The following is a 13,915-nucleotide window of genomic DNA, read 5'->3' on the forward strand; positions in this document are numbered from 1 at the left end:
CCGGTTCAGTCTCCTTCATGGTCCTGCTCGTCCATCCACGCCATAGCAGCTTCCAGGTCTTCCCCTGACAACAGCCGCTTTGACACCTCCTCCGTCACACTCCAAATGGGCAGATTCAACATTCCATCTGTCCCAATCACGGTCCGTCCCGCCTGATAATCCTTCACTAACGGCTGTATCTCCTTCACGGAAGACGGACTCCCCGCCTCCAGTGGGCTGAACGATGACTGCTGGTCCGCAAATATCCGAATATTGTCTGCCTGGGTAAAATACTCCACAAATCTCAAGGCCGCCTCCAAATGACGGCTGTTCTTGTTCACGCTCAGACGCGTGTCCGCATTGATCACCAGCAGCGAGCCATCCTCCAGCACTGGCAGTGGCGCCACCTCAAAGGAAAAGCCGGGATTCATCTTCTCCACGCGTCCCGCCGCCCAGGCCCCGGTCAGCATAAACGGGGATTCCCCTTTGACAAATTCCTCCAGGTCATCCGATGTCTTCTTGGTATTCAGTGTCTTCTCCGCGTCGACATACCCGTTGTCAATCAACCGCTTCACCACCGCAAAGCCATCCCCCAGATACTCACTCAGCCTGGCTTCCCCGTCATTCAGCCTGGCAAACACCTCCGCCTGCCGCCCCTCCTGATACACCTCAAAAAATCCCCGGCCGATAGCCAGCGTTTTCAGGGAGATATCATTATTGGCAATCACCGGTGTGATACCCTGGTCCAGAAAATAATCACAGGTCTGCTCCCATTCCCTTAAATTTCCAGGAACCTCCTGCTTATGCTTTTTAAGCAAATCCAGATTGCAGTAAAGTCCAAACGCGGAGACCGTTGTGGGAACCCAGTAGATATTTCCATTCTCCTCCATTTGGCTTCGCATCCGGTCCGTATAGTTCTCTATGGTGGAAAGCCCGGCCAGATTCGCCACCTGCCCCTGCTGCTCCAGCTCCAGAAGCACGTCGTGATTGACCATAAACACATCGTCCCCGTTGCCGGAGGCCATGCGTTTTCTGAGCGCCTCATAGTATTCATTTCCCTTGACGCTCTCATAGCTGACACAGATATCCGGATTTTCCTCCATAAATGACGAGATAATCTCCTCGATGACCTTCACATTTTCCGGCTCATACTTGTTGCCAAAAACCGTAATTTTCTCCTGCTCCCGGCTGTCCACCTCATAGTTTACAACCTGGTTTCTGCTGCCACAGCCAGCCGCCAGCGCGGGAACAAGCACCGCCGCCAGCATGACCGCCGCCAATCTTTTACTCATTCTCATCATACGGTCAGTTTCCAAGCGCCGACAGCTCCTTCCACAGCTCATCAACCCTCGAAAATTCATCCTGAATCTCCTGATACATCTGGGTGTAATCCTCCCGCTCTTCCCGGTTGCGGATTGGCTCCACAATCCGGCACACAGAGTCGTAAAAAGGCGTTAGTCCGAGATTTCCGGCAACGCCCTTCAATGTGTGGGCCGCCTCAAAGGCTGCGTCCAGGTCATTTTCCTCTATGGCTGTTCCCAGCTTTTTTAAATTCTCATCCTGGAACATCATACCCAGTATCTTCATGTACAGTGTTTCCTTCCCCATAAACCGGGACATGGTCACATCATAATCACCGCCGTAGGCTTCAAATACACTCTTAAAATTCCCCATCTCTAATCCTCCCTTCGATAAATCAAATCATAAAGTGTCCGGTACATCTGCTCCGGATCAATCGGTTTCGCCAGATGAACATTCATCCCCGCCGCCTTGCTCTTCTCCACATCGCTGTCAAACGCGTTGGCCGTCATAGCCACAATCGGTATCTCCGCCGCGTCCTCATTGCTGAGATGGCGGATACTGGTGGCGGCCGTCAGACCATCCATCAGCGGCATCCGGATATCCATCAGAATCGCGTCATAATATCCCTTTTCCGACTTGCTGAACATCTCCATGGCCCGCAGGCCGTTCTCCGCGGTCTCCACCGCAAATCCCTTATTCTTAAGCAGCATCACGGCCACTTCCGTGTTGAGGGCATTGTCCTCCGCCAGAAGCACCCGTTTGCCGGAAAAGTCGTAATCCATCACTTCCGGCTGCTGCGCCTGCTCCTCTTTCTCGCCAAGCGCTTTGGAAAATGCGGATATCAGGGCCGATTTAAACATGGGCTTGCTCATCAGCAGGTTGACGCCTGCTAACTTCGCCTCATGCTCGATGGACGCCCAGTCGTAAGCCGTCATGATAATGATGGTGACGTCAGGCCCCACCGCCTTGCGGATGCGCCGCGCCGTCTCGATCCCGTCCATCTCCGGCATTTTCCAGTCGATAAGAATCAAATCAAAATACTTTCCATCCTGCAACAGGACGCTGACCCGCTCGATGGCCTTGCGCCCGCTGTCCACCCACTCCGCCTCAATGCCGATTTCCCGCAGGGTCAGCATAGCGCTCTCGCAGACAGCCACATCGTCGTCCACCACCAGGGTCTTCAGATGGGAAAAATTGTAATTCTGTTTTTTCTGGCGATGGCGCAGCTTCTCTTCCTCCGCAATCCCCAGCTTGACGTCCACCGTAAATTCCGTACCGATTCCCTTGATGGAATGCACCACAATCCGTCCGTCCATCAAATCCACAATGCTCTTGGATATGGCCAGCCCCAGGCCGGTTCCTCCGTACAGAGCCGTGGTTCCGGTGGATTCCTGGGAGAACGGCTCGAAGATATGGGGCAGAAAATCCTCGCTCATGCCCACGCCGGTGTCATTGACCACAAACCGCAGCATGGCGTCATTTTTAGTCCGCTTCCGCTGTTCCACCGAGAAAGTCACCTTCCCGCTCTCGCCGGTAAACTTGATGGCGTTGCTCAGGATATTGATTAACACCTGCTGCAGCTTCATGGCATCCCCGATGTAATAATCATCGACCACCGGCGCTATAATGCACTCATAATCCACACCCTTGGCCTCCGCCTGGGCATAACAGATGGCGTTGATGCCGCACAGGAACTCCCCGAACGGGATTTTCTCGTTCTTTAACAGCATTTTCCCGCTCTCAATCCGGCTCATATCCAGAATGTCATTGATGAGCGACAGCAGGAACCGGGACGAAATGCCGATTTTTGCAATGCAGTCCGCCACCTGCTCATCGTCACCCAGAGACTGGGCCGCGATGGTGCTCATCCCGATGATGGCATTCATCGGCGTGCGGATTTCATGGCTCATGCGGGAGAGGAAATCCGACTTCGCGGCGCTGGCCTGTTTCGCCGCCACCAGGGCGGATGCCAACTCCTCCTTCTGTCTCTGCTCCTTCCTCACCACGTCCGTCACATCGCTTCGGGCAATGCAGACAATCCCCATAGCCTTTTCCACATAAAACAGCTGAAGCCGTTTCACTCTCCGCTCCCCCTGGCTGTCGTGTTCCTCCACCACAAACGAGTAGACCGGCGCTTTCTCCAACTGCTCCTTTATATACGTATAGTCCAGCTTCTCAAGATATTCCTTCCGGACCTCTTCCTCCACATAGCGCTCCGCCAATTCCCGGGCCGCCTTCTGGAAATTTCCTTTCTGCCTGACTGTCATTTCTTTTTCATGTTCCAGGGATATCACCCGGTATGTATCGTGATAAATATCCACTTCCGTCAGCATTTCATAATCCAGACGGGCAATCTGGTGGAGCAGCTGCTCCCGAAGCTTCTGCTCCGTCACGTCCGTCGTGTAAAAAAATGCCACAATATCCCCGCTGTCCGGATTCAAATAGGTGCGCATCCTGGTATTGCCCCAGAAGCACCCGCCTCCGCCGCGTCTCCTCAAAAACACGCACTGGTAATCCGTTTTTCCGCGCCCGTAATCTGCCAGAACCTTCTCCCTGGCCAGGGCAAGGCGGATTTCCTCTCCAACCATGGTATCCACTGCGGAATCTGCGAAATTCTGGATGGCCTGCACGTAGGTATCTCCCACGCGGGCTGTCACAACGTCCGTGACCGGCAGATAGCTCTCCAGCCGGTTCTTCGTGATATTTAACGTCCCCTGTACACTGCCTTCCTCGGAGGAAAGCTCCGCAAAGTAGCTGAGTTCCTGCTCAAACAGCCCCTGTCTCTGGTGCGTAATCGCAGTCTTATCATTCCCCATCACTGTCTGTCCCCCCGCAAAACGCATGGCCCCGGTGGCTGGATTTCGCCTGATACATGGCCTCATCCACCCGTTTAAATACTTCCTCCATGGGCTCTTTTCCTCTGGTAATGGTGACTCCCACGGAGACACGGCCTCTGGTTCCGTTGGAGAACACAGCCTCCTTAAATGCCCGGCAGATTTCCTCGCCCTTTCGCAGCGCCACCTCCTCGGAACCCATCTGTTTCATGATGACCACAAACTCATCCCCTCCGTAGCGGGAAATGATATCGCTGTCCCTGGTGTGAGTCCGCAGAATCTGGCTGAAGCCCTCGATGAGACGGTCTCCCTCCATATGTCCAAACGTATCGTTAATCTGCTTCAGATTATCCAAATCGAACAGATACAGGGCATAGGGCAAATCCTCTCTCCGAAGAGTGCTGACCGCCATATCCCAGCCCCTCCGGTTCAGGGTATCCGTCATATGGTCCCGAAATGCTTCCCGCTCCAACAGCTGTTCCTGCTTCTGGAACGTCGTCAGCTTGATAGCCCGCAAAACCCGCTGGAACAGGCTTTTCTGGGAATGCGGCTTGCCCGCAAAGTCCGCCGCACCAAGCGCCAGCGCCTTCTCCTCCAGACCGGAATCCTGGGCTCCCGTCACGATAATCGGCACCTTCCAGCCCACCTTCTCTCTTCCGGGCTCCGCCGGCTCTCCCAGACGCTCCACGCCCGGCAGGGTGGCGCTCAAAATCACCGCGGCCAAATCATCCCCCATCTCGGAGACAACCCGCTGCACCGCATCGGCATCCTCAGCCTCCAGCACCTCAAACACACCGTCAAAGGTCTCGCGAATCTGCTTTCTGTATGCCGCATTCTCATCCGCCGCCAGAAGACTCTGGTTCTCCTGGGGCTTCCTGTTCTTCAGCTCCGTTATCCCCACGATTTTCTCTTCTTTCAGCAGATGCTCAAACACATCGCAGGTAACCGGTTTGGAAAAATAATAACCCTGGGCGTAGTCACAGCCGATGTCCATCAACTGGTCCAGCTGCTCCTTGGTCTCCACGCCCTCCGCCACCACGCTCAGCCCCATCCACCGGGCCAGGTCCATGATGAAGCGCAGGATACCGTGCTTCGCCGTCCTCTTCGCCTCCCCCTGGATAAATTTCATATCCAGCTTCAGGATGTCAATCGGCATCCGGTTCAGCATATTTAAGGACGAGTAACCCGTCCCGAAATCATCCATCTCAATGATAAATCCCAAACCTCTCAGTCTGCTCACCGTCTCGATAATCTGGTTGGGATTCTCCGTGTAGGCGCTCTCCGTAATCTCCAGATGAAGCCGCTCCGGCGACAGTCTGTATTTCTTTAAAATATCCATCAGAATATCGGCGATATCGGTATTGTAAATATCCGCTCTGGAAACGTTGACCGACACCGGAATCACCGGATATCCCATATCCTCCCACTGCCTTAAATAGTAGCAGGTCTTCTCCCACACAAACTGGTCCAGCTTCGTGATAAACCCATTCTGCTCAAAGATGGGAATAAACTCTGCCGGCGACTGAATCCCCCACTCCGGATGTCTCCAGCGCACCAGAGACTCGGCTCCGGCCAGGGCGCTGTCTATCACCCGGTACTTGGGCTGGAGGCAGACAAAAAACTGCTCCTCCGCCAGCGCCGTCTCCATGCAGTCCAGAATGGCCTGCCGCCGGAGCAGTTCTCCCCGCAGCTTGTCATCGTAGGCCGCAAAATATTTTCCGTACTGTCCCTTGATACTGCGGGCCGCCAGAAGGGCCCTGTCACACATCTGCTCTACCGAGGTATCATAGTCCGTGATGGAGTAAATGCCCCATTTCATCACCACATTTTTACCGTTAGGCAGAGCATTCACCGCCTCGCCGGCCCGGATAAACATCTCATCCGCATAGGTCCGGCCCCCCTCCAACAGGCAGACAAACTGGTCCGCGTTGAGCCGGCCCACAATCCCGTGGTTCCCTACAAACTCCCGGTACAAATCCGCAATCCCGCACAGAAGCTGGTCGCCCACCACCGTGCCAAACACATCATTGAGCAGTTTGAAATTCTCTATGTTGGAGCAGATAATATCATAGGTCTTACGGGGAGCCTGCTGGAGACTCTCTCTGACACGCTGATAGAAAAACTCACGGCTGTACACTCCGGTCAGTCTGTCATACTGGAACTGGTTAATCATGGCAGCCGTCTCTCTCAGACGGATGATGCTGGCTACCCGGTGCAGAATAATCTGCGGTTTATAAGGCTTCGCCACAAAATCAGTGGCTCCGTGGGAGAGGGCCGATACTTCGTCCTCCTCACTGTCACTCTGGGTGGTGACGATAACCGGAATTGCCGAAAATGCCGGCTCCTCCCTGATAATGGAAAGAAACGTGTACCCATCCATCACCGGCATCGTAATATCCAGCAGAATCAGCGCAATCTCCTCCCCGTGTTCTTTCAGAACATCGAGCGCTGCCTGACCGTTTTCCGCTTCCAGAACCCGGTATTCCTCAGACAGGAGTGTGACCAGCAATGTACGATTAATTTCGTTATCCTCCACAACCAAGATTACTTTATGAGCCAGCATGCCTCTATCTCCTTTTAATTATCATTTGCTATGAAATCCCGATACAACAAGAAGTCCGCTTTCCCCTAAGCCGACTCTAATTACCTAATTATAAAGTATATCACAAAATTCGACAGCGCTCAATGATAAGTGACCAAAAAGCCGTGTCAAAACGTATCTTGCATTTTCCCCTCATTTCCGCTATGATAACCCTTAGATTACAATAACAGGGAGGATTCACATATGTACAGTTTTACTAACGATTACAGCGAAGGCGCACATCCAAAAATCTTGGAAGCCATGATGAAAGAAAACTTAAACCAGCAGACCGGCTACGGCCTGGATACCCACTGTATCCACGCGGCCGAGCTTATCAAAAAAGAAATCGGACGCGATGACGTGGACGTCCATTTTCTGGTAGGTGGAACCCAGACTAACCTGCTGGTTATCTCCGCGGCCCTGCGCCCTTACCAGGCCGTCATTTCCACCCACACCGGCCATATCAATGTCCATGAGACCGGCGCCATCGAGGCCACCGGCCACAAAGTTCTGGCCATGGAATCTCCCGACGGCAAGCTGAGCCCGGCCCTCGTTCAAAAGGCCCTGGATGCCCACACCGACGAGCATATGGTCCAGCCTAAACTGGTCTACATTTCCAACTCCACCGAGACAGGCACCCAGTACACCAAAGCCGAGTTGGAAGCCCTGCACCACATCTGCCGCCAGAACCAGCTCTATCTGTTCATGGATGGCGCCCGCATGGGTTCCGCTCTCACCAGTGAAGTCAACGATTTAACCCTGGCCGACATCGCCAGCCTGGTGGACGTCTTCTACATCGGCGGCACAAAAAACGCGGCCCTCTTCGGCGAAGCCCTCATCATCTGCGCGGAGGCCTTAAAACCCGACTTCCGCTTCATGATAAAACAGCGCGGCGCCATGCTCGCCAAAGGCTGGCTCTTAGGCATCCAGTTCGAAGAACTCTTCCAGAATAACTTATTCTTCGAAACCGCCGCCCATGCCAACGAGATGACCTCCCGCCTAAGAAAAGCCCTGATCGACCACGGCTATACATTTGCGTCCAACTCCACCACCAACCAGCTCTTCCCCATCCTCCCGGATCCCCTGGTAGAGCAGCTGTCCAAAACTTTCACCTTCAACATCGACAGCAAACCCGACGCCACCCACACCGTCATCCGCCTAGTCACCTCCTGGGCCACCACCCCTGAGAGCGTAGAAGCCTTCATAAAAGCCTTAGACTAACCGAAATCAAATGAACCAAAAAAGAAGAGTGTTAAAAACAACCTAACCCGTTGTTCCAACACTCTTCTCTCATAATAATTTTAAGGAATACATTCCGTATTTCTTTTATTTTCGCCAATTTTCAGGAATGCATTCCCAATTTTATAAATCATCCACCAACGCACTGCTCTTCGCATAAGCCGTACTCCGCGCCTCAAAGAAGTCGGTCTTAATCATATTCGCATTACTATACTGGCTCACCCAGGACATGCTTTCCGGTTCCTTCTCATGCCCCTCATAAATCGCCCCAAATCCCAAGCTGGTACATCTCAAATTCCCCAGATACTGAATATAATCCGTAATCATCTCCCTGGTAAGTCCCGGCACGCCATCGCCTATCGCATAATGTCCCCATGCAATCTCCTGTTCGCACCCCTCCTTAATCATCCCCCGGTACACATCCACCAGTTCCTCCGTAAACAGTTCCGGCTCCTCCTTCTCCAGTTCCTTAATTATGCTCCTAAAAAGCCACAAATGCGTATTCTCATCCCTATTAATATACCGAATCTCCTGAGCCGACCCCGGCATCTTATGATTTCTCCCCAAATTATAAAAAAACATAAACCCGCTATAAAAATAAATCCCTTCCAGAATATAATTCGCCACCACCGTCTTCATAAACGTCACCGGCCCCTTATCCTTCTGGAACTCATTATAAAGCTCCCCAATAAACGTATTCCTGGCCAACAGATGCTCATCACTCTTCCACTGATACAGCACCTCATTCCGTGTCTGCGGCTCACAAATCGTATCCAGCATATAACTATAACTCTGACTATGCACCGCCTCCTGAAACGTCTGAATCGACAAACAAAGATTAATCTCATTCGCCGTCACATACTCCCCAATCGCCGGCAAATTCGCCGTCTGAATACTATCCAAAAACACCAAAAACGACAAAATCTTATCATAAGCCCGTCTCTCCGCCTCACTCAACATCGGATAATCCTTCTTATCCGCCCCCAAGTTAATCTCCTCCGGCACCCAAAAATTATTCATAGCCTGCCGATACCACTCACTAACCCACCCATACTTCATATTATTAAAATCATTCAAATTCGTAGTATTCCCATTAATCATCCGCCTCTTCCTCACATCAATATCCCCCAACGGATTAAACAAAGGCTTCTTCCTCAAACTCTCCATCCCAACTCTCCTAATCTTTTATTTTATTTTTCTTTTTCTTAATAATGCCAACTCCCAGCCGTGTGCAGGCAAGTGGCCGAATCAGGGCCGTATAAAAACGTCGGTCCTTGGGCTTCGTCCTTTGAAGCCCTAGTACCGCTACGTGTTATGTCGAGCGGGAGCGCGCCCTGAGGCGGACACTTGCCTGCGCGCGGCGTCCCCTCGCCACCCCCTCACTACTTTTCTCAACTAGAGCAGCTCTCACACTCCTCCACCTCCAAACTCTTCGACCTCACATAATATATCGTCTTCACCCCACACTCCCAAGCCATCACATACAAATTCAACACCTGTCTCAACGTATACTCATTCGTAATATACAAATTCATACTCTGCGCCTGATCCACATGTCTCTGTCTCACTCCCCCAGCCCGAACCGACCACATCTGCTCAATCAAATGCGCATTCTTATACCTCCAAAACGTCCCCGGATTCAAATCCGGCGCCACCCGAGGCATCAACCCATTCTTCTTCTCCTCCAAAAAATACCGATTCATAATCGGATCCAACCCCGCCGTAGTCCCCGCAATCATACTAGTACTACTAGTCGGCGCCACCGCCATCAAATACCCATTCCGCATCCCCTCACGCGCCACTCTCTTTTTAAGTTCCACCCACTCCGCTGATACATACCCCCTCTTCTCAAAATACTCCCCAGTCTCCCAATCACTCCCCTCAAAATACTCATACTTCCCCTTCTCCCCCGCATTCTCACAACTAGCCTCAATCGCCGCATAATTAATCCACTCAAACACCTTATCCGCAAACTCCAAATGCTCCTCCGATTCCCAAGCCACCCCATTCTTCGCCAGCATATGATGGTACCCACTAACCCCAAGTCCCACCGGCCGATACCTCAAATTATTAATCTTCGCATACGGCACCGGAAAGAAATTCAAATCAATCACATTATCCAGCGCCCTCATCGCGCTCCTCGTCAACTCCCGAATCTCCCTCTCATCCGTCACATCAATCTTCCCCAGCGACAGACTCGCCAGATTACAAACCACAAAATCCCCCGGCTTCGTCACCGTAACAACCACCGTCTCCCCATTCACCGTTTCGATCCGCTGTTCCACCGATTCCACCGCACTCATATTCTGCGCAATCTCCGTACACAGATTACTGCAATAAATCATCCCCTTATGCCCATTAGGATTCATCTCATTCACCAAATCCCTGTTAAACGTAAACGGCGTCCCAGTCTCCACCGCGCTCTTAAGTATCAGCCGCACCAATTCCTTCACCGGAATCACCCTCTTATGAATCCGGAAATCCTCCACACACTCCCAATACTTCTTCTCCCATTCCTTCCCATAACAGTCCTCCAGCGCATACCCCTTCACCGTCAAAATCTCATGAGGACACATCAAATACCAGTCCCCCTCCAGGTTCTCCTTTGCCATCCTCCAAAACAAATCCGGATAACACACCGCCGGAAACACATCATGGGCCTTCATCCTGTCATCCCCATTATTGGTCCGCAGCGCCAAAAACTCCGGCAAATCCCGATGCCACGCATCCAGATACACCGCCACAGCCCCCTGTCTGACCCCTAACTGGTCCACAGCCACCGCCGTATCATTCGCCAGCTTAATCCACCGAATCACGCCACCCGCGGCCCCCTTAAACCCGCGAATCGCACTCCCGGCAGCCCGCACCTTTCCAAAATAAAGCCCCATTCCGCCCCCAAACTTGCTCACCTTGGCGAAACTGTCAATACTCCGGTAAATCCCGTCCAGACTGTCCGGAACCGTATCAATAAAACAGGAAGACAGCTGGTGATAAGGCTTCCTCGCATTAGAAAGCGTCGGCGTCGCCATCGTCACCTTCAGCGTGCTCAGCATATCATAGAACCGCTTCACCCAGCCGTCCCTGTCATTCTTCTCCTCCATCGCCAGATGCATCGCAATCCCCAGAAACATCTCCTGGGGCGTCTCAAGCGCCACATTCTTCCGGCTCCGAATCACATACCGCGAAAGCAGCAAATCCAGCCCCGAATACGTAAACAGCTGATTCCTCTCCGCCTTCATAAACTCCGCATACCGCAGAATCTCCTCCCTGCCGTAATGCTCCAGAATATATCCCCCGTAAAGCCCCTCCCCCGTCAGGTACTTCACCTTCTCATAAAAATCTCCAATCTCCAGCTGTGCCATCTCCACCGCCATCGCCCGCTCAAACCGCAGCATCAACAGTCTCGACGCCACAAACTCCCAGTTGGGCGCCTCCATGGTGGTCAATTCCACCGCAGCCTGAATCAAAGACCCCAGCGCTTCCTCCGCCCCGGCCCCCTCTTTATAAAATGACTGAAACTTCATCAGTAACTGCTCCAGCCTGTAAGCCTCCTCCCGGTAGTCCTTCTGAATCTCCTTCAGCACCCCCAAAAGCTCCGGCACATCCTCAAAATACCCAGCCAGTTCCCTCCGGACCTTCCTCTCCCGGCTCCGCTCATTGCGGTACAGAATAAAACTCTTCAGCGCGTCATAGCAGCCGGCCTCCATCATGGCCCGCTCCGCCATATCCTGAATCTGCTCCACCATCACCGTCTCGCCCTGGGCCTCCAGCTCCCTCACATGGGCCTCCACGCTCCCGGTAATCTGCTCCAGAACACCTTCCGCCGGAAACTGGTTCACACTGTCAAATGCCCGTCTCACCGCCTCCTTAATCTTCCTTCCGTCATAAATCTCCGGCTGTCCGTTTCTCTTCCTGATTTCCATTCTCCTACCTGCTTCCCTGTCCATATTTATCGCTATATTAATATTAGTTATTATTACCATAAAATGATACCACAAGATATAGAATCTTTCAATAACCAATATACAAAATATCCTATCCCCCCCCTCAAAAATATTCCTCCATATATTTTCCATAAAACCACAAAAGAGATGGCCTGCCACGCCATCTCCTTCGCTGTTTTATCTCTTTTGCAAATTTACCTCTTCACCGCCACCATCTCAATATATCCTCTCGTCCCAACCGGCTCCAGCTGAACCCGCGGATTCTCTTCATCCCACTGATACCCAATCACCGACGGCTGGTACTTCTTCACCGCCTCCTGCACCGCATCAATGGCCTGGCAGTAATCCTCCTCCTCAAATGGTTCCCCCTGAAACATCAGATACTCCGCCGCCGGCAGCTCGATCACGTCAAATCCCTCCGGCACCGCCCCGTCATAATCCGCGGAAACTTCCACCCCCTGCACATACTCCGAGGTCCCTGCCTTCCGGTAACGCTCCGGCAGCCACAGACACACAGGCTCCCCGCTGATGGACTTCATGCTGGTGAGCAGTCCCCACACATCACATCCAACCTCCTCACAATACCCAAAATACTCCGTCGCGTTCACGCCCCGTTTCACAATCACCTTCCGCGCCGGTTTCTGAATCACCTGTACAAACACATTGTTCACATTTCCCATCGTCTTAGACTCCTTCCTGATTTCCCTGAATTTCACGCCATAGGGGGTAAAGAGATAAAGCGGCACCGGATTTGACGCGTACTCCCTGGGATTACAGCCAAACTCCCTGTAAAAAGCCCGCTGGTACCCGTCCACACTCCCAAATCCCAGCTCAAAGGCCACATCGACAATCCTGCAGTCAAAATCCCTCAGCCGGAGCGCCGATTTGGAGAGCCGCAGCCTCCTGATATAATCCGCCGGCGTCATCCCCACCCACTGCTTAAACAGCCGGTAAGAATACCACGGCGAATAAAACGACGCCCGAGCCAAATCCGCCAGCGTAATCTCCTCGCTCAGATGCCCGTCAATATAATCCTGCATCCTCTGCACCGCCAAAACCCGCTCCTCCATCTCCATCACCTCCTGACATCATCCATCATACCCTTTTCCGTCCAAAATCTCTCGACGATTCTTGCCATCCCGCATTTCCCCCATTCTACCACATCCCCGCCCTTCCATCCAACTGGATTATTTTCCCTTGCGCCCACACCGTCCCCGGTGGTACAATGAACCCATCCATAGAAAGGCGAAAACCATACTCATGAACGAAACCATATCAAAAGGGTTAAACTCCAACCAGTTAAAACTCATTGCCATCATTGCCATGACCATCGACCATCTGACCTCCGTCATTTTCCCGGGATATCCGCTGAATCCGGGCATCCTCCTTCTGCATACCATCGGCCGGCTGACGATGCCAATCATGTGCTTCTTTATCGCGGAGGGATATCACTACACGCACAATGTAAAGCATTATGCCTCACGGCTGTTCCTCTTTGCCGTCATTTCCCATTTTGCCTACAATTTTGCATTTGGCATTCCCTTTATTCCGTTTCAGACCACCATCTTCAATCAAACCAGCATCATCTGGTCACTGGCCTGGGGACTGGTGGCTCTGGCCATGTTTCAGTGCGAGCGTCCCTGGCTGAAGCCCTGGATGAAATCCCTGGCGCTCGCCATTATCTGCGTCATCACCTTCTGCTCCGACTGGAGCTGCATCGCCGTTCTCATCATTGTGTATAACGGACAATACCGGGGTGATTTCCGGAAACAGATGACACACATGCTTGGCTGTGTGGCCATGTACGCCGCCATCTATATCCTCTTCATCAACCCGGTATATGGACTCCTTCAGATGACTGTCGCCCTCGCCATCCCTCTGCTTCGCCAATACAACGGCACCCGCGGCAAGTCCAAAAGCATGAAGTGGTTCTTCTACCTCTACTATCCGCTGCACCTCGTTCTCTGCGGCCTCCTGCGTATTGCCATCCACGGCAACATAGGAGTTCTAATCGGCGGTAAATAGCGCACAAAAAA

8 protein-coding genes and 1 pseudogene are annotated in these 13,915 nt (G+C 52.5%); 2 read left to right on the top strand and 7 right to left on the bottom strand.

Annotated elements, in window-relative coordinates; genetic code table 11:
- Positions 1–5: 5 nt before the first annotated feature.
- From HMPREF9473_RS20370 to HMPREF9473_RS20385, 4 genes and pseudogenes are all read right to left on the bottom strand, one after another.
- A complete protein-coding gene (locus HMPREF9473_RS20370; RefSeq protein ID WP_034859675.1) occupies positions 6–1,280 on the bottom strand; it encodes an extracellular solute-binding protein in 1,275 nt (424 codons plus the stop codon).
- A gap of 4 nt (positions 1,281–1,284) precedes the next feature.
- Positions 1,285–1,653 carry an Hpt domain-containing protein gene (locus HMPREF9473_RS20375; protein WP_006782103.1) on the bottom strand — a complete coding sequence of 123 codons (369 nt, stop codon included), beginning with the start codon at positions 1,651–1,653 and terminating at the stop codon, positions 1,285–1,287.
- 2 nt (positions 1,654–1,655) lie between these two features.
- Positions 1,656–4,055 (bottom strand): annotated as a pseudogene (locus HMPREF9473_RS20380) (response regulator); the annotation flags it as partial.
- Positions 4,056–4,086: 31 nt separating this feature from the next.
- Complete coding sequence (locus HMPREF9473_RS20385) at positions 4,087–6,678, bottom strand: EAL domain-containing protein (protein WP_006782105.1); 2,592 nt, start codon at positions 6,676–6,678, stop codon at positions 4,087–4,089.
- Positions 6,679–6,900: 222 nt separating this feature from the next.
- Between HMPREF9473_RS20385 and HMPREF9473_RS20390 the strand changes: the two genes are divergently transcribed.
- Positions 6,901–7,917: a threonine aldolase family protein gene (locus HMPREF9473_RS20390; RefSeq protein WP_006782106.1), complete on the top strand. Its 1,017-nt coding sequence runs from the start codon at positions 6,901–6,903 to the stop codon at positions 7,915–7,917.
- A 141-nt stretch (positions 7,918–8,058) separates the two neighbouring features.
- Here HMPREF9473_RS20390 and HMPREF9473_RS20395 read toward each other — a convergent pair whose 3' ends face one another.
- The 3 genes from HMPREF9473_RS20395 to HMPREF9473_RS20405 form a co-directional block, all read right to left on the bottom strand.
- Positions 8,059–9,102 (bottom strand): ribonucleotide-diphosphate reductase subunit beta, encoded by a 1,044-nt coding sequence (locus HMPREF9473_RS20395; RefSeq protein WP_006782107.1) that lies wholly within the window; start codon positions 9,100–9,102, stop codon positions 8,059–8,061.
- A 224-nt stretch (positions 9,103–9,326) separates the two neighbouring features.
- Complete coding sequence (locus HMPREF9473_RS20400; RefSeq protein ID WP_034859676.1) at positions 9,327–11,858, bottom strand: ribonucleoside-diphosphate reductase subunit alpha; 2,532 nt, start codon at positions 11,856–11,858, stop codon at positions 9,327–9,329.
- Positions 11,859–12,073: 215 nt separating this feature from the next.
- Positions 12,074–12,949: a helix-turn-helix domain-containing protein gene (locus tag HMPREF9473_RS20405; RefSeq protein WP_006782109.1), complete on the bottom strand. Its 876-nt coding sequence runs from the start codon at positions 12,947–12,949 to the stop codon at positions 12,074–12,076.
- Positions 12,950–13,139: 190 nt separating this feature from the next.
- On the opposite strand from HMPREF9473_RS20405, the gene HMPREF9473_RS20410 reads away from it, so the two are divergent.
- On the top strand, positions 13,140–13,904 hold the full coding sequence (locus tag HMPREF9473_RS20410) for a TraX family protein (RefSeq protein WP_006782110.1): 765 nt from the start codon (positions 13,140–13,142) through the stop codon (positions 13,902–13,904).
- Positions 13,905–13,915: the final 11 nt, after the last annotated feature.

It is taken from the genome of Hungatella hathewayi WAL-18680, assembly GCF_000235505.1.
In the GTDB taxonomy this organism is placed as follows: domain Bacteria; phylum Bacillota; class Clostridia; order Lachnospirales; family Lachnospiraceae; genus Hungatella_A; species Hungatella_A hathewayi_A.